The organism is Flavonifractor sp. An306 (assembly GCF_002159455.1).
Taxonomy (GTDB): Bacteria; Bacillota; Clostridia; order Oscillospirales; family Oscillospiraceae; genus Flavonifractor.
Genome location: NZ_NFIQ01000004.1, coordinates 1 through 16,175 on the forward strand (window position 1 = coordinate 1; position 16,175 = coordinate 16,175).

Here is a 16,175-nt window from a genome sequence, read left to right on the forward strand (position 1 = left end):
GGGGTGGGGTCGGCGGGCTGGTCGGAGCAGCCGGACAGGGCCCCCAGCAGCAGCGCGCCGGACAGACCCGCGCACAGGAGTTGCTTCCAATTCATCGTTCCAAATCCTCCTTATTTGCGTTCAGCAGGGTACAGTGTACACTATTTCCCCAGTTCAGGCAAGAAGTACCGGTTCCCATTCATTGAAATTTCACATTTCACTCCGCCGCGGCGGGGGCGGTTTTGGCGTAGTCCTCCACCAGCCTGCGGCCGAATTTCAGGGCATCCTCCCCCTTTTTCAGCCGGAGGGACAGGTAAGGCTTCTCCCCGGCGGAGAACAGCAGCCGGGACCGGTACTTGTCCAGGCCGCACAGGGCGCTCACCCGCTGGAGGTCGAAGCCGTCCAGGTAGAAATTCAAATTGGTGCCCTTCTGGTCAATCTGGGAGATGCCGTTGGCGGCGGCGTCCGCCCGGAGGAGGGCCACCGAAATGAGGTTGTTCACCGTCCGGGGCGGGTCGCCGTAGCGGTCGATGAGCTCATCCATCAGCTCGTCGGCGTCGGCCTCGGAGCGGATGGCGGCAATGCGGCGGTACAGGTCCATCCGCTGCTCGGGGGAGGGCACGTACCGGTCGGGGATGGAAGCGGCCACGGTGAGGTCGGCGGCGCACTCGGTAGGCCGCTGGGGCTTTTCCCCCCGCTCCTCCAGCACCGCCTCCTCCAGCAGCTTGAGGTACATGTCGTAGCCCACGCTGAGCAGAAAGCCGCTCTGCTCGGGGCCCAGCACGTTGCCCGCCCCCCGGATCTCCAAATCCCGCATGGCGATCTTGAAGCCGGAGCCGAACTCGGCAAACTCCCGGATGGCCCCCAGCCGCTTGGAGGCCACCTCGGTCAGCACCTTCCCCCGGCGGTAGGTGAGATAGGCGTAGGCCCGGCGGGTGGACCGGCCCACCCGGCCCCGGATCTGGTGGAGCTGGGCCAGGCCCATCTTGTCAGCGTCCTCGATGATGAGGGTATTGGCGTTGGCGATGTCGATGCCGGTTTCGATGATGGTGGTGCACACCAGCACGTCCACCTCCCCCCCGCTCATGCGGGTCATGACCTCGTTCAATTCCTCCTGGCTCATCTTGCCGTGGGCCACCGCCACCTCCACGTCCTCCCCCAGCATCTCCTTGATCCGGGCGGCGGTGCGGGTGATGGTCTCCACCCGGTTGTGGAGGTAGTAGACCTGGCCGCCCCGCTCCAGCTCCCGGCGGGCGGCGTCCATCAGCACCCCCCAGTCGTGCTCCAGCACATAGGTCTGCACCGGCTGCCGGTCCAGAGGGGGCTCCTCCAGAGTGGACATATCCCGGATGCCGCTGAGGGCCATATTCAGGGTGCGGGGAATGGGGGTGGCGGACAGGGTGAGCACGTCCACCTGTTTGGAGAGCTCCTTCAGCTTCTCCTTGTGCTGGACGCCGAAGCGCTGCTCCTCGTCGATGACCAGCAGGCCCAGGTCCTTGAATTTCACGTCCTTCTGGAACAGCCGGTGGGTGCCGATCAAGAGGTCGATGCCCCCCTGCTCCAGCTTCCGCAGGGTCTCCTTCATCTGGGCGGGGGTGCGGAAGCGGCTCACCACGTCGATCTCCACCGGGTACTTGGCAAACCGCTGCTTGGCGGACAGATAGTGCTGCCGGGCCAGCACGGTGGTGGGCACCAGGATGGCGGCCTGCTTGCCGTCCAGCACGCACTTCATAATGGCCCGGAAGGCCACCTCGGTCTTGCCGTAGCCCACGTCGCCGCACAGCAGCCGGTCCATGGGCCGGGGCTGCTCCATGTCCCCCTTGATCTCGGCGATGCACCGCAGCTGGTCGTCGGTCTCGGCGTACTCAAACTGGTCCTCGAACTCCTTCATCCAGGCCGAGTCGGGGGAAAAGGCGAAGCCGGGCTGCCGCTGCCGCTGGGCGTAGAGCTGAATGAGCCCCCTGGCCAGGTCCTTCACCGCCTTCTTGGCCCGGGTCTTGGCCTTCTCCCAGTCGGTGCCTCCCAGCTTGGAGAGCTTCTTGGTCTCCTGGGCGTCCTCCCCGGAGCCGATATACTTGCTCACCAGATCCAGCTGGGTGGCGGGAACGTAGAGCACGTCGGTGCCGGCGTAGGCGATTTTCACAAAATCCTTTTCCACCCCGTCCACCGTCATCTTGGTCATCTCCAGGAACCGGCCCACCCCGTGGTGCTCGTGGACCACCAGGTCTCCCGGGGACAGGTCGGCGTAGGAGCCCAGCTTCTGCCGGTTGGTCACCGGCTTGCTCTTGCGCTTCTTCCCCAGGGCGGACTGGCCCTCGGTGAGCACCGCCAGCCGGCCCACCGGGTACTCCATGCCCGCGGAGACGCCCCCCACGGCGATCACCGCCTTGCCGTAGGCGGGCAGGTCGTGGAGCTGGAAGTCCACGGCGGTGGTCATCTTCTGCTCCCGCAGCAGGGACTGGAGATTCAGGGCCCGCTGCTCGCTGCTCACCAGCACCACGGTGCGGAACCCCTCGGAGACATAGTGGGCCAGATCCGACACGGCGGTCTCCAAACTGGCCCCGTAGGAGGGCAGCTGCTTGGCCAGCAGGTTGAGCACCGTCCTGGGCCGCAGGGGACACTGGGCGGAGGCAAAGGCGTCCAGGCAGCACACCGGCCACCGGTCCAGAACCTGCCACAGCTCCTCCGGGGTGCGGGCCAGCCGGGCCAGCTCCCCCGCCAGCTCTCCCCGCTCCAGCAGGGTCTTGGCGTCCTCCTCCAGCTGCCACAGGTAGTTTTTCCCCCGCTCGGCCACCCGGGGGCTCTCGCTGAGCACCACAATGGCGTCCTCCGGGAAGTAGTCGGCCGCCGTGGCCATCTGGGGGTAGATGAGTTCCAGATAGCGGTCCATGGCGGGAAAGCTCAGCCCCTGGGCCAGCTTCTCCCGGTCCTCCTCCAGGGTGGTCAGCAGCTTGTCGCTCCCCTTCCGCTTCCGCACCCGGGAAATAAGGCCGTCCAGCAGCTCCAGCAGGCCGCCGAAGCCCCCCGGGGCAAACTGGGGAAGCACCTCGGCGGCGGGCAGCAGTTCAGCCTCGCTGATATTCTCGATGCGCCGCTGGGTGTCCGGGTCAAAGAGGCCCATGGCGTCGATCTCGTCGCCAAAGAACTCCACCCGCACCGGCTTGGGGTGGGCGGGGGAGAAAAAGTCCAGGATGCCCCCCCGCAGGGCAAACTGGCCCACCCCCTCCACCTGCTGGCAGCGGGTGTATCCGGCGGCGGCCAGGGTGTCCGCCACCTCGTTCAGGTCGTGGCGCTCCCCCATGCGTAGCACCTGGGCCGCCTGGGTCAGCAGGGTCTTGGGGATGGTGCGCTGGAGGATGGCCTCCACCGTACACACCAGCAGGGGGCACTCCCCCGCCGCCAGCGCCCGGAGCACGGAAAGCCGCCGGTGCTCGTACTGCCGGGACGCCACGGCGGCGTTGTGGAAGGTGAACTCCCGGGCGGACAGCGTGGTCACCTTTTCCCCGGCCAGGGCGGCCAGATCCTGCTCCATCCGCTGGGCCTCCCCCTCGTCGGCGCACACCACCACCACCGGCCGCTCCAGCTCCTGGTGGAGCCCGGCGGCAAAGTGGGCCCGGTGGACCGCCGACAGGCCGGAAAAGGCCACCGGACAGCCGCCGTTGTCCACGGCCGCCGTCAGGGCGCGGTATTCGGGGATGTCCCCCAGGGCGGAGAGCAGTTGTTTCATGGCACACCTCAAATTAAATAGAAAAATATGGAAGTCACAGACGTAGGGACCCACGTCGGTGGGCCCGGGGGCTACCCGGCGTACTCCCGCACCAGGGCCAGGATGCTGTCCACGGTGCGGAACCGGTCTTTGGGAATGCGGGTGGGCTGGAGGATGATCCCCAGGTCCTCCAGGCCCTCCAGCAGCTCGATGAAGGCCAGGGAGTCCAGCAGCTCCTCCTCCAGCAGGTCGGCGCCGGGCTGCAGGACCCGCTGGGTCCCGCAGGCCTGGACCAGCAGGGCCCGGACAGAATCCTCCAGGTTCATTGTATCATCTCCTCCAGCCGTTTCCGGTCGCATTTTCCGTTGGGGGTCAGGGGGATGCGGTCCATAGTCACCCACCGGCCGGGGCATTTGCAGGGGGGCAGCAGCCGGGCCAGGCCCGTCCGAAGCTCCTCCACGGGGGCGGAGCCCTCCACTACGGCGGTCAGGCCCCGCACCTCTCCGCCGGGGCCCCGGCGGGGGAGCACCGCCGCCCGCTCCACGCCGGGCAGGGACTCCAGGGTGCCCTCGATCTCGGCGGGCTCGATGCGGTAGCCCTTGTACTTCAGCTGATGATCTTTCCGGCCCGCCCAGTACAGCAGCCCCTCTTTCACATAGCCCAGGTCGCCGGTGGCATAGCGCCCCCCAAAGGCGGGGGCCACGCTCTCCCCGGACAGGATCAGCTCCCCCTCCTCCAAAGTCACCGACACCGCCCCTTCCCCCCACCGGCCGACGGGCAGGGGACCGGCGCACATGTCCCGGGTAATGGGAACGGCGGTGACGGCACAGGCGGCCTCGGTGGGGCCGTAGGCGTTGAGCAGGGTGCAGCCGGGGAAGCGGTCCAGCAGCCGCCGGGCGGCGGCGGGGGGCAGGGCCTCCCCGCAGGAGAACACCGTCCGCAGGCCGGGCAGCCGGGCCGGGGAAAAGCCGGGCTCGGCCAGGCACAGCCGCAGGAAGGTGGGGGTGGTCACCAGCAGGGCGGCGTCGCAGGCCTCCAGCCGGCGGAGCAGGGCGGGGTAGTCCCCCTTTTCCTCCTCCGTCAGGGCCACATGGGTGCCCCCCCGGACCAGGGCCAGGTACAGGTCAGCCACCGACAGGTCGAAGGACCAGGCCGCCTGGCCCACTGCCGTCTCCCCGGCGCTGTCCGCCAGGCCGGGCAGGGTGACCGCCCAGCGGAGGAAGGACTCCAGGTTGCGCAGGCTGATGCCCACTGGCTTGGGGGCGTCGGTGGTGCCGGAGGTAAACAGGAGGTAGGCCAGCCGCTCCCCGTCCTCCGCCGGGGAACAGCTCCGGCCGGCGGCAAAGCCCGCCAGGGCCTCCCCCTCCTCCAGCCACTGGGCCCCCAGCCCCGCCGCCAGCTCCCGCTGCCGCCGGAGGGGCAGGCCGGGGTCCAGGGGCAGGTAGGGCCGCCCGGCAATGAGGCAGGCCAGAAAGGCCGCCGGACGCCACACCTGGTCCGGACTGCCGGACAGGGCCACCGGCCCCTCCCCCGCCTGCCGCAGGCGGGCGGCCAGGCTCTGCGCCATGGGCCACAGCTCCCGCCAGCGGATCACGTCCGCCCCCGCCGTCAGGGCGGGCCGGTCCCCCAGGGTCATGCTGTTGGCCCGCACCCGCTCCAGCAGGGGCCCGGTCATGGAGTCTCCTCCCGCAGCTGGTCCGGGGGGATGAGGGCGGGGTCAAAGAGCACCTTGGAGTGGTTGTCCAGCAGCAGTTCCCGGTTTACCTGCTCCCCGGCCCCGTTCAGGGTGAGCCGGTACACCCGGCTGACCCGGTAGTAGTCCGCCCCCTCCTTTACGTAGTGGCTGTCCTCCTCCCGCAGGCGGTAGCGCAGGGGGAAGGGGGTCTGGCTGCGCAGCTCGCCGCACAGGTCGTCCTCCTCCAGCCACAGCCGCAGCTGCACCGTCTGGCCGGTGTCATTGCGGAAGCGGTAGTCAATGTGGGGATAAAAAATGGAGGTGCCGGTGCCGAAGGGCACCCGCCGCCGGTCGTCGGGAAAGAGGGCGTCGGAGTGGTGGTGGAGCTCGGTCACCGTCAGGGGGCTGTGGAGCACCAGGTAGTGGAGCAGGTTGCCCGCCTGGCACAGCCCGCCTCCCACGCCGGTGCCCACCCAGCCGCTGGCAATGGTCAGGCCGGGGCCAAACCCCCGCCTGGCGGTGGGGTCCCCCACCAGCCGCCAGAAGGAGAAGCTCTCCCCCGGCCGGATCACCACGCCGTCGATGTACCCGGCGGCCAGGGCCAGGTTGACCCGCTTGCTCTGCTGGAGGGCCATGTCCACCCCCTCCAGCCGCCGCAGCACGGGGGAGCGGTGGCTTTTCACAATGACGGGCAGGGATTCCTCCTGCCGCAGCTCCGCGGCCCGAAACCCGGACCGCCGGTCGGCCAGGGATTTCCGCAGCCCCTCCTTCCACAGGGAGACGCGGTAGCACACCGGGCTCAGCTGGTAAAACTGTCTGCGCTTGGCCATGGCTCTTCCCTCCCGCCTGGATACAGTAAAGAAAGCGGGACACAGGCCCCGCTTTTCCCATGCTAACCGGGTGGAGCGGAAAAAGCAAGTTACGATTTGGCAACAGTCCCTCAGCCGTTGAAGCGGTTCATGGCCTGGTCGGGGCCGTCATGGATATAGCACTCCGCCGCCTTTCCCGCCCGCTGGATGGCCTGGGTTATGGTTTTCAGGTCCTCGCCGGCAAATTTCCCCAGCACCCAGTCGGCCATGTCGTAGTCGGGGTGAGGCTTCTCCCCCACGCCGATCTTCACCCGGGGGAACTGGTCGGTGCCCAGGTGCTGGATGATGCTCTTCAGGCCGTTGTGGCCTCCGGCGGAGCCGCCCTTGCGGATGCGCAGCTTGCCCACGGGGAGGGAGACATCGTCGGAGAGCACCAGCACGTGGTCGGCTGGGATTTTGAAAAACCGGGCCGCCTCCCCCACCGCCTCGCCGGACAGGTTCATATAGGTGATGGGCTTCATCAGCAGCACCTTGGCGCCCCCCAGCTCCACGGTCTGGGTGAGTGAGCGGTATTTCAGCTTCTGCACCGGCACCCGCAGCTCCTCGGCCAGCTGGTCGATGGCGGCAAAGCCCACATTGTGCCGGGTGTTGTCATACTTGTCCCCCGGGTTGCCCAGGCCCACCAGCAGCCACTCCACCCCGGAGGTCTTGTTCCTTCCAAACAGCATAAATTCTCCTTCAAACGCAGGCAAAGGCGGGGGAACGCCCCCGCCTTTGCCCGGTATGGTTGTATCCGCTTACACAAACAGCTTGGAAACGGACACTTCTTCGTAGATACGCTCAATGGCCTCGGCAAACAGGTGGGCCACGGAGAGGTACTTGATTTTGTCGCAGGAAACGCCCTTCTTGGCGGGCACGGTGTCCAGGAAGTAGAGCTCCTTGATGACGCTCTTCTGGATGCGCTCCACGGCGGGGCCGGAGAGCACGCCGTGGCTGGCGCAGGCGATCACGTCAGTGGCGCCGCCCAGCTCCACCAGGGCCTGGGCCGCGCCGCACAGGGAGCCGGCGGTATCCACCATGTCGTCGAAGAGGATGACCTTCTTGCCCCGGACGTCGCCGATGATGTTCATGACCTCGGAGGAGTTGGCCTTCTGGCGGCGCTTATCCACGATGGCCAGACCCATGCCCAGCTTCTGGGCAAAGGCCCGGGCCCGGGCCACGGAGCCCACGTCGGGGGAGACCACGATCACGTCCTCCTCCTGGCCGGCAAAGCGGTCGTGGAGGTAGTTGGTGAAGATGGGGTTGCCCAGCAGGTTATCCACAGGGATGTCAAAGAAGCCCTGGATCTGGTTGGCGTGCAGGTCCATGGTCAGCACCCGGTCGGCGCCGGCCCGGGTGATCAGGTTGGCCACCAGCTTGGCGGAGATGGGATCCCGGGGCTTGGTCTTGCGGTCCTGACGGGCGTAGCCGAAGTAGGGGATTACGGCGGTGATCCGGCCGGCGGAGGCCCGCTTCAGGGCATCGATCATGATGAGCAGCTCCATCAGGTTGTCGTTGACCGGGGAGCTGGTGGACTGGACCACGAACACGTCGGAGCCGCGGACGGTCTCGTAAATGGAGACAAAGTTCTCTCCATCGGAGAAGGCGCCCACCTCGGCGTTGCCCAGCTCCATACCCATCTCCTTGCAGATGGCGTCGGCCAGAGCGCGGTTGGAATTGCCGGAAAAGATCTTGATGTCCTTACCGTGTGCAATCATGTCTTCAAACATCCTCTCACGTAAATCTCTATATTTCCACCCCAGAGGGATGAGTTTACCTTCTGCGGGCCCGGCGCTTGGCGGCCCACTGCTTTTTCACGGTCTGCCGGGTACGGGCGATGGCCAGGGAGTCGGCGGGCACCTCGTCGGTAATGGTGGAGCCGGCGGCGGTGTACGCCCCCTCCCCCACCTTCACCGGGGCCACCAGGTTGGTGTTGCAGCCGATAAAGGCGTTGTCCCCGATGGTGGTGCGGTACTTCTGGGCGCCGTCGTAGTTCACCGTCACGGTGCCGCAGCCGAAGTTGACGTGGCCGCCCACGTCGGAGTCCCCCACGTAGGTCAGGTGGGAGATCTTGGTACCCTCCCCGATGGTGGAGTTCTTCAGCTCCACAAAGTCGCCCACCTTCACATGGGGCCCCACATGGCAGCCCGGCCGGATGTAAGCGAAGGGACCCACGGTGGCGCCCTCCTCCACCGTGCTCTCGTTGAGCTGGGAGGCGTTGATGCTCACGCCCTCCCCCACAGTGCAGTCCCGCACCATGCTGTTGGGCCCGATCTCACAGTTTTTGCCGATGACGGTCCTGCCCCGGAGAATGGTGCCGGGGAGGAGCACGGTGCCCTCCCCCACCTGGACCTGGGGCCCCACATAGCAGGCGTTGGGGTCCATCACCCGCACGCCGGAGCGCATCAGCCGCAGCGCGCCGTACTGGCGCACCGTCATCTCGGCCTCCATCCGGCCGGCCCAGCCGGAGCGGAGGGCGTACCGCCCCTGGAACCACACGCTGCGGCCCCCCAGCTTGTCGCCGTTTTCCTTCAGGGCGTCCTCCAGCCCCACGCCGTCCCCCAGGGCGGCGGCCAGGGCCTCGGCGTCCACCCGGTACACTCCGGTGTCCTTGTCGTCCATGGAGCTGACGTTGGGCTCGGTCACCAGCTGCCTGGCCTCCTGCCAGTCCAGCAGCACCGGGCGGGTGATCACCACCGCCTTGCCCTCCAGGGTGGCCAGAAAGCCCACCAGCTGCTCCACCGCGTCCTGGCTGACGCCGGTGACGAACTCCGTCCCCTCCGGGAAGCAGGCCTGGGCCTTCTCCTGGTCGTCGCTGTGGCAGACCACGAAGAACCGCTCCACCCCCGCGTCGCTCAGGGACTGGGCCAGCCAGCGGGCGGCAGGGTCGAACAGCAGCTCCTGCAGCATGACCGAGGCGCCGTTTCCCTCTCTGGGCAGAAAAATTACCGCTCCAGTTGCGCTCATAGTTGGCTTCACCTCAGATTAAAGATTTACCATCTGTTCAGATTATAGCAAAGGTCGGGGAAAAAAGCATTGGATTTTTCAAAAAAACCAGACTATTTTTCCCGCTTTGTGTCCTTCCACAATTTCCGGGGAAATTTTTGCCCCTTCTTTACCGAATGTGCACCGCCGCCGGACGCATGGCCAGGGCCATCCGCCGCAGCCGGGCGCTCCGCCAAAAGCCCAGCACCTCCGCCGTGGCGCACAGCTTGTCGGCCAGGCACACCGCGGCCGCCTCCCGGCAGTGGGGCATGTGGCGGGCCATGGGCCACATGTGGGCCCGGATGGCGTCGGCCTCCGCCGGCTCCAGGCCCCCGCACAGGTCCGCGGCGTTGCGCAGGGCGGCGATGGGGTGGGCAAAGCACTGGCTGTAGGAGGGCAGGCTTTTGGGGTCGTAGAGGTACAGGTCGTGGAGCAGGCCCCCCCGGGCCGCCGCCCGCCGGTCGCCCCCCCACCGCTCCGCCAGCCGGAAGGCGGTGTAAGAGACAAATACGCTGTGCTCATAGCAGCTTACCCCCGGGTGGTGGCGGATGTCCCGCATGGCCTGCACCTGGGGAGAGGCCAGCAGCTCCCCCACGCAGTCCAGATAGTCCTGCCAGGCTTCCTCCCGCATATACTCCCCCTCTTTCTGTGTTTTGTGTTTATTGTATGTATTATAACCCCTCCCGCCTGCCTTGTCACTGGAAATTTGCCGTTTTACGGGGAATTCCAAAACCGACAGGAAAACGTCAGAAATAATTAAAGACTTTCCCCGGCCCAATGCGTATACTGACTGTACTACTTCACATCATACAGTTTCCGAAAGGAGACGGAACCATGATCCAACTCAATTACCGGGACGCCCGGCCCATTTACGAACAGGTGAAGGACGGCCTGCGGCATCTGGTGGTGACGGGGGCCCTGCAGGCGGGGGATAAGCTGCCCTCGGTGCGGGCGCTGGCCTCCTCCCTGGCCATCAATCCCAACACCATCCAGCGGGCCTACGAGGCCCTGGAGCGGGAGGGCTACCTCTACACCGTGGCGGGCAAGGGCTCCTTCGCCTCCCCCCAGGCCGACGTGAACGCCGCCCGGCGGGAGGGGCTGCTCAAGCAGTTTGACGCCTCGGCGGCGGAACTTCTGTTTCTGGGCATGACGGCGGAGGAGCTGGCCCGGCGGCTGGAGGAGGCCGCCGGACGCAGGACAGCCAGAGAGGAGAGAGGGCAATGATCGAAGCCAAAAACCTGGTCAAAAGCTTTGACGGGTTCCGGGCCCTGGACGGGCTGACCATGACGGTCCCCCGTGGGTCCATCTACGGGCTGGTGGGCCCCAACGGGGCGGGCAAGTCCACCCTGCTGCGGCACGTCACCGGCATCTACCGGCAGGATTCGGGCTTGGTGCTGCTGGAGGGCAACCCCATCTATGAAAATCCGGCGGCCAAGGCCCGCATCGCCAACATTCCCGACGAGCTGTACTACTTCCTGTCGGCCTCCACCCGGGACATGATGCGCTTTTACAAGGGCTTTTACCCCCGGTTCGACCAGGGGCGGTACGAGGCGCTGAAGGACGTGTTCTCCACCGTCAATGAAAAGCAGGCCATCCGCCGCCTGTCCAAGGGTATGCAGAAGCAGGCCGCCTTCTGGCTGGCCCTGTGCTGCCGGCCGGAGGTGCTGGTGCTGGACGAGCCGGTGGACGGCCTGGATCCGGTGATGCGCCGGCAGGTGTGGAGCCTGCTGATGGGGGACGTGGCCGAACACGGCACCACGGTGCTGGTGTCCTCCCACAACCTGCGGGAGCTGGAGGACGTGTGCGACCACGTGGGGATTTTGTCCCACGGCAAGGTGCTCATCGAGCGCTCCCTCACCGATCTGCAGGAGAACCTGGTGAAAATGCAGGTGGTGTTCCAGGAGCGGGAGATGCCCCAGCTGCCGGAGGGTCTGGAGGTCCTCCACGTGTCCCAGGTGGGGCGCATCCACACCCTCATTGTCCGGGGCAACGCCACCGAGGTCACCAACCGGCTGGCTGTGCTGGCCCCCATTCTGCTGGAGGCCCTGCCCCTGACGCTGGAGGAGATCTTTATCTATGAGCTGGGAGGTGAGGACTATGCGGTCCGCGACATTGTACTTTAATTTCACCCTCTTCCGCAAGAACCTGTCCCGGTTCTGGCCCATCTGGGGGCTGTACGGCTTTCTGTGGCTGATGCTGCTGCCGGTGAACGTGCTGGTCAACGGGGAGTACATGGGCCGGGGGCAGGCCCGGATGCTCCCGCTGGAATACTGCAGCGGCTACCTTGGCGCCGCCGTCTTTTTCTCCCTGGTCTTTGGCATCCTGGCCGCCATGGCGGTGTTTTCCTACCTCTACTCCAGCCGCTCCGCCGGGTTTCTCCACACCCTGCCCCTGCGGCGGGAGGGGCTGTTTCTCACCAACTACCTGTCGGGCCTGGCCTTCCTGATCGTCCCCAACCTGGCGGTGTTCCTGCTGTCGGTGGCGGTGGAGGCCGCCTTCGGCATCCTGGTGTTCAGCAGCCTGTTCACCTGGCTGGTGGTGACCTGCCTGCTCAATCTGTTCTTCTACTCCTTCGCCGTGTTCTGCGCCATGTTCACCGGCCACATTCTGGCCCTGCCCGCCTTTTACGGCATCCTGAACATCCTGGCCGCCGGGCTGTGCTACCTGCTGCAGGACATGGCCAGCCGGTTCCTCTTCGGCTTTACCGGCGCCGCCTGGATGGAAGATGTGGCCACCTGGCTCACCCCCATCTTGTACCTGGGCCAGCACACCGGCATCGAATACGGGGAAGCGGGGACCAACAGCGCCTACTTCTCCGGCCTGGGCTATGTGTTCCTGCTGGCCCTGGTGGGGGTGGCCTTCGCCGGGCTGGCTCTGGTGGTGTACCGCCGCCGGCAGCTGGAGAGCGCCGGCGATGTGGTCAGCGTGGGCTGGGTAAAGCCCGTGTTCCAGTACGGGGTGGCCTTCTGCTGCTCCATCACCCTGGGCAGCCTGTTTGACAACATCTTCTCCTCTTTGCTGCCCCGCAGCGCCTGGATCCTGCTGGCGTGGATGCTCCTCTGGGGCGCCTTCGGCTACTTTGTGGCCGCCATGCTGCTGCACAAGAGCTTTTGGGTGTTCAGGCCCTGCTGGAAGGGCTGCGCTGTGTTCCTGGCCGTGCTCACCGCCGCCATGTGCCTGATGGAGCTGGACGGCTTCGGCTTTGAGCGCCGGGTGCCCGCCGCCGCCCAGGTGGAGCGGGTCTACCTGAGCAGCGTGCGCTCCTACCCGGACGACGATCTGCGGTGGAACACCTACACCCTGGAGGACCCGGAGCTGATCGGGCAGCTGGTGGAGCTCCACCAGCGCATTACCCAGGAGAAGGGCTGGCTGGAGGAGGCCGCCAACCATCAGGGCAATTCCTGGTCGGTGGACGAGGCCGACGGCCTGCAGGTCCAGACCGAGGACGGCGTGGACCTCTCCCTGACCTATATCCTCACCGACGGCTCGATCATGGAGCGGTCTTACTACCTGCCGGTGACCACCGAGACCCTGACCGACCCCGATTCCCCCGACGCCATGCTCCAGGCCCTGCTCAACGTCCCCGGCCTGTCGGAGCAATCCTACTTTGCCGGCCTGTCGGAGGACGACCGGCTGGTGGATGCTGTGCTCACCGCCGTGTACCGGGACGGGGTATCCCGGGGCCTGTACTTCAAGGAGTATCTGCCCGCCGAGGCCCTCCCCGAGCTGGAGGCGGCCGTCAGGGCCGACCTGGCCGCCGGCAACCTGGGCCGCCGCTATCTGCTGGAGGACCGGGAGCGGCTGGAAAACTGCTGCTACTGCGATCTGCAGCTGACCTACCGCCTGGTGGAGACCGCCCAGGAAAACCAGAGCGTGACGGTCTCCGGCACCGCTCCCGCCGCCGCGGCCACACAGGCCAGCACCCGCACCATCGCCATCACCCTCCAGAGGAGCGCGACAAACACCATGGCGGTGCTGGAAAAGTACGGCATCGACCCGGACACCATGCTGCCCTCCCACGCGGAATACCAGATGATGGAAAGCTAACCGGCACCTTTGGGCGCTCCGCTTTACGGCGGAGCGCCTTTTTGCCCTCTTTTTGCATTTTTGACAAAAGGAAAATGCCACGGCGAAAAACTTTGGCGGCTCCGTGCAGGAAATAACCAAAAATCCCCTGCTCCCGCGGTTGATTTTTCGTAAACGCGGAGGTATAATCTTGCTCGAAGGGTGTTTTTGCATGGGAAAATTTTAAAAATCGTCTGGAGGTCTATGTACATGAAAGAAGTCTATGTTGTCAACTGCTGCCGTACCGCCGTGGGCTCTTTTGGCGGCAGTCTGAAGGATGTACCCGCCGTGGATCTGGGCGCCGTCGTGGTGAAGGAGGCCCTGAACCGGGCCGGCGTGAAGCCCGAGCAGGTGGACGAGCTGATGTTCGGCTGCATCCTTACCTCCGCTCAGGGTCAGAACCCCGCCCGCCAGGTGGGGGTAAAGGCCGGCCTGCCCTACTCCGTACCCGCCTACACCGTGGGCATGGTGTGCGGCTCCGGTATGAAGTCCGTCATCGAGGGCGCCCGGGCCATCCTGTCCGGCGACGCCGAGGTGGTGGTTGCCGGCGGCACCGAGAATATGTCCGCCGCCCCCTTCGCCCTGCCCGATGAGCGCTGGGGCGCCCGCATGGGCGACAAGAAGGTGGTGGACACCATGATCAAGGACGGCCTGTGGGACGCCTACAACAATTACCATATGGGCACCACCGCCGAGAACATCGCCGACGTGTGGGGCATTACCCGGGAAGAGATGGACGCCTTTGCCGTGTCCTCCCAGAATAAGACCGAGGCCGCCCAGGCCGCCGGCAAGTTCGTGGACGAGATCGTCCCCGTCATGGTCAAGAAGAAGAAGGAAATGGTGGAGTTCAAGGTGGACGAGTACCCCAAGGCCGGCGTGTCCATGGAGAGCGTGTCCAAGCTCCGCGGCGCCTTCCCCGTGGGTCCCGAGGGCGTGGAGGACGAGATCGTTCACACCTTTGACGTCACCCAGGTCCATGAGGCCGACGCCAAACAGCACGTGCAGCGGGTCACCGCCGCCAACGCCTCCGGCATCAACGACGGCGCCGCCGCCATCGTGCTGGCCTCCGGCGAGGCCGTTGCCAAGTACGGCCTGAAGCCCATGGCCAAGCTGGTGAGCTGGGGCCAGGGCGGCGTGGATCCCAAGATCATGGGCGTGGGCCCCGTGCCCGCCTCCCGTCAGGCCATGGCCAAGGCCGGCCTGAAGATCGAGGATATGGATCTGGTGGAGGCCAACGAGGCCTTTGCCGCCCAATCCATCGCCGTGGCCCGTGAGCTGGGCTTCGACATGAGCAAGGTCAACGTCAACGGCGGCGCCATTTCCATCGGCCACCCCGTGGGCTGCTCCGGCGCCCGCATCATTGTCACCCTGCTCCACGAGATGCAGAAACGGTCCGACGCCAAGCGCGGTCTGGCCACCCTGTGCATCGGCGGCGGCATGGGTGTTGCCACCATCTTCGAAAAGTGTTAAAATTATAACAAGGAGTGCCGGACGCTCTCCGGCACGCCTTCCCTGAATCCCCTTATTTTACATACAGGAGGGTAACAATCGTGCGCAACAAGGTAATTTCCATTGAGGAAGCGGTGAACATGATCCCCGACGGCGCCACCATCATGTTCGGCGGCTTCCTGGGCTGCGGCAGCGCCCATAAGGTGATCGAGGCCCTGGCCAAGAAGGGCACCAAGGACCTGACCATCATCGGCAACGACTGCGGCATGGCCACCGGCCCCCACGGCGAGGAGTATTACGGCATGGCCAAGCTGGTCCACAACAAGCAGGTCAAGCGTGTCATCGCCACCCACGTGGGCATGACCCCCGACGTGGGCACCCAGGGCATGGTGGAAAAGACCCTGCAGGTGGATCTGGTGCCCCAGGGCTCCCTGGCCGAGATGATCCGGGCCGCCGGCGCCGGTCTGGGCGGCGTGCTCACCCCCACCGGCGTGGGCACCATTGTGGAGGACTCCCCGCTGTGCATGGGCAAGCAGACCATCAACGGCAAGGAGTACCTGCTGATGCAGCCCGTTCACGCCGACTTTGCCATCATCAACGGCCACACTGTGGACAAGTTCGGCAACGTCTGGTACAAGGGCACCACCCGCAACTTCAACATTGTCATGGCCACCGCCGCCGACGTGGTGATCTGCGAGGCGGACAACCTGGTGGAGATTGGCGACATCGAGCCTGAGAACGTGGTTACCTCCGGCGCCTTTGTCAACTACATCGTGGATGGAGGGAATGCATAATGGAAAAGTCTGAGATCAAGGGCTTTATCGCCAAGCGTGTGGCTCAGGAGCTGAAGGACGGCGACGTGGTCAACCTGGGCATCGGCCTGCCCACCCTGGTTCCCGCCTACCTGCCCGAGGGCGTGGAGGTTATCCTCCAGTCCGAGAACGGCATCATCGGCACCGGCGCCAAGCCCTCCGCCGAGGAGGCCGACCCCAAGTACAAGACCGACGCCGGCGGACAGCCTGCCCAGGCCGCTCCCTTCGGCTGCTACATTGACTCCGCCACCTCCTTCGGCTTCATCCGGGGCGGCCACGTCAACGCCACCATCCTGGGCGGCCTGGAAGTGGACGAGGAGGGCTCCCTGTCCAACTGGATCATCCCCGGCAAGAAGATGCCCGGCATGGGCGGCGCCATGGACCTGCTGGTGGGCGCCAAGGAAGTCATCGTGGCCATGGAGCACACCGCCAAGGGCAACCCCAAGATCCTGAAGAAGTGCACCCTGCCCTACACCGCCGTGCACTGCGTCACCAAGATCATCACCGAGATGGCCGTGATCAACGTGACCGACAAGGGTCTGGAGCTGGTGGAGTACAACCCCGAGTTCACCGTGGAGCAGATCCAGGCCGCCACCGCTGCCGAGCTGATCGTCTCCCCCGACCTCAAGCCCATGTGCTGATTTCACCCCATATAT

General features: G+C 65.8%; 14 protein-coding genes. 6 read left to right on the plus strand and 8 right to left on the minus strand.

The window, feature by feature from the left end; genetic code table 11:
- Nucleotides 1-196: 196 nt before the first annotated feature.
- The 8 genes from mfd to B5F88_RS01515 all read right to left on the minus strand — a co-directional run bounded on the left by mfd (nt 197) and on the right by B5F88_RS01515 (nt 9,824).
- Nucleotides 197-3,706 (minus strand): transcription-repair coupling factor, encoded by a 3,510-nt coding sequence (mfd, locus tag B5F88_RS01480; protein ID WP_087341221.1) that lies wholly within the window; start codon nt 3,704-3,706, stop codon nt 197-199.
- Nucleotides 3,707-3,777: 71 nt separating this feature from the next.
- On the minus strand, nt 3,778-4,011 hold the full coding sequence (locus tag B5F88_RS01485) for a phosphopantetheine-binding protein (RefSeq protein WP_087341222.1): 234 nt from the start codon (nt 4,009-4,011) through the stop codon (nt 3,778-3,780).
- Complete coding sequence (locus tag B5F88_RS01490; protein ID WP_087341223.1) at nt 4,008-5,360, minus strand: AMP-binding protein; 1,353 nt, start codon at nt 5,358-5,360, stop codon at nt 4,008-4,010. Before B5F88_RS01490 ends, B5F88_RS01485 begins: the two co-directional genes overlap by 4 nt.
- Nucleotides 5,357-6,190, minus strand: coding sequence for a VanW family protein (locus B5F88_RS01495; RefSeq protein WP_087341224.1), 834 nt, complete (start codon nt 6,188-6,190; stop codon nt 5,357-5,359). Before B5F88_RS01495 ends, B5F88_RS01490 begins: the two co-directional genes overlap by 4 nt.
- Before the next feature lie 110 nt (nt 6,191-6,300).
- Nucleotides 6,301-6,897, minus strand: a complete 597-nt coding sequence (gene pth, locus B5F88_RS01500; RefSeq protein ID WP_087341225.1) for an aminoacyl-tRNA hydrolase — start codon at nt 6,895-6,897, stop codon at nt 6,301-6,303.
- A gap of 69 nt (nt 6,898-6,966) precedes the next feature.
- Complete coding sequence (locus tag B5F88_RS01505) at nt 6,967-7,926, minus strand: ribose-phosphate pyrophosphokinase (protein WP_087341226.1); 960 nt, start codon at nt 7,924-7,926, stop codon at nt 6,967-6,969.
- Nucleotides 7,927-7,981: 55 nt separating this feature from the next.
- Nucleotides 7,982-9,175, minus strand: coding sequence for a DapH/DapD/GlmU-related protein (locus tag B5F88_RS01510; RefSeq protein WP_087341227.1), 1,194 nt, complete (start codon nt 9,173-9,175; stop codon nt 7,982-7,984).
- A gap of 148 nt (nt 9,176-9,323) precedes the next feature.
- Entirely contained in the window at nt 9,324-9,824 is a 501-nt protein-coding gene (locus B5F88_RS01515; RefSeq protein WP_087341228.1) for an HD domain-containing protein, read from the minus strand.
- Between the two features lie 203 nt (nt 9,825-10,027).
- Here B5F88_RS01515 and B5F88_RS01520 point away from each other — a divergent pair, with 203 nt between their 5' ends.
- From B5F88_RS01520 to B5F88_RS01545, 6 genes are all read left to right on the plus strand, one after another.
- Nucleotides 10,028-10,417 (plus strand): GntR family transcriptional regulator, encoded by a 390-nt coding sequence (locus B5F88_RS01520; RefSeq protein WP_087341229.1) that lies wholly within the window; start codon nt 10,028-10,030, stop codon nt 10,415-10,417.
- On the plus strand, nt 10,414-11,316 hold the full coding sequence (locus B5F88_RS01525) for an ABC transporter ATP-binding protein (protein WP_087341230.1): 903 nt from the start codon (nt 10,414-10,416) through the stop codon (nt 11,314-11,316). The genes B5F88_RS01520 and B5F88_RS01525 overlap by 4 nt, the downstream gene beginning before the upstream one ends.
- Nucleotides 11,291-13,240 carry an ABC transporter permease gene (locus B5F88_RS01530; RefSeq protein WP_087341231.1) on the plus strand — a complete coding sequence of 650 codons (1,950 nt, stop codon included), beginning with the start codon at nt 11,291-11,293 and terminating at the stop codon, nt 13,238-13,240. Before B5F88_RS01525 ends, B5F88_RS01530 begins: the two co-directional genes overlap by 26 nt.
- Nucleotides 13,241-13,468: 228 nt before the next feature.
- Nucleotides 13,469-14,728 (plus strand): acetyl-CoA C-acetyltransferase, encoded by a 1,260-nt coding sequence (locus B5F88_RS01535; protein ID WP_087341232.1) that lies wholly within the window; start codon nt 13,469-13,471, stop codon nt 14,726-14,728.
- An 80-nt stretch (nt 14,729-14,808) separates the two neighbouring features.
- Entirely contained in the window at nt 14,809-15,501 is a 693-nt protein-coding gene (locus tag B5F88_RS01540; protein WP_087341233.1) for a CoA transferase subunit A, read from the plus strand.
- Nucleotides 15,501-16,160: a 3-oxoacid CoA-transferase subunit B gene (locus tag B5F88_RS01545; RefSeq protein ID WP_087341234.1), complete on the plus strand. Its 660-nt coding sequence runs from the start codon at nt 15,501-15,503 to the stop codon at nt 16,158-16,160. Before B5F88_RS01540 ends, B5F88_RS01545 begins: the two co-directional genes overlap by 1 nt.
- Nucleotides 16,161-16,175: the final 15 nt, after the last annotated feature.

Coding starts and splice junctions, on each gene's coding strand:
- B5F88_RS01485 (WP_087341222.1), bottom strand. CDS start 4,011: ATGAACCTGGAGGATTCTGTCCGGGCCCTGCTGGTCCAGGCCTGCGGG.
- B5F88_RS01515 (WP_087341228.1), bottom strand. CDS start 9,824: ATGCGGGAGGAAGCCTGGCAGGACTATCTGGACTGCGTGGGGGAGCTG.
- mfd (WP_087341221.1), bottom strand. CDS start 3,706: ATGAAACAACTGCTCTCCGCCCTGGGGGACATCCCCGAATACCGCGCC.
- pth (WP_087341225.1), bottom strand. CDS start 6,897: ATGCTGTTTGGAAGGAACAAGACCTCCGGGGTGGAGTGGCTGCTGGTG.
- B5F88_RS01520 (WP_087341229.1), top strand. CDS start 10,028: ATGATCCAACTCAATTACCGGGACGCCCGGCCCATTTACGAACAGGTG.
- B5F88_RS01505 (WP_087341226.1), bottom strand. CDS start 7,926: ATGATTGCACACGGTAAGGACATCAAGATCTTTTCCGGCAATTCCAAC.
- B5F88_RS01525 (WP_087341230.1), top strand. CDS start 10,414: ATGATCGAAGCCAAAAACCTGGTCAAAAGCTTTGACGGGTTCCGGGCC.
- B5F88_RS01530 (WP_087341231.1), top strand. CDS start 11,291: ATGCGGTCCGCGACATTGTACTTTAATTTCACCCTCTTCCGCAAGAAC.
- B5F88_RS01510 (WP_087341227.1), bottom strand. CDS start 9,175: ATGAGCGCAACTGGAGCGGTAATTTTTCTGCCCAGAGAGGGAAACGGC.
- B5F88_RS01545 (WP_087341234.1), top strand. CDS start 15,501: ATGGAAAAGTCTGAGATCAAGGGCTTTATCGCCAAGCGTGTGGCTCAG.
- B5F88_RS01490 (WP_087341223.1), bottom strand. CDS start 5,360: ATGACCGGGCCCCTGCTGGAGCGGGTGCGGGCCAACAGCATGACCCTG.
- B5F88_RS01495 (WP_087341224.1), bottom strand. CDS start 6,190: ATGGCCAAGCGCAGACAGTTTTACCAGCTGAGCCCGGTGTGCTACCGC.
- B5F88_RS01535 (WP_087341232.1), top strand. CDS start 13,469: ATGAAAGAAGTCTATGTTGTCAACTGCTGCCGTACCGCCGTGGGCTCT.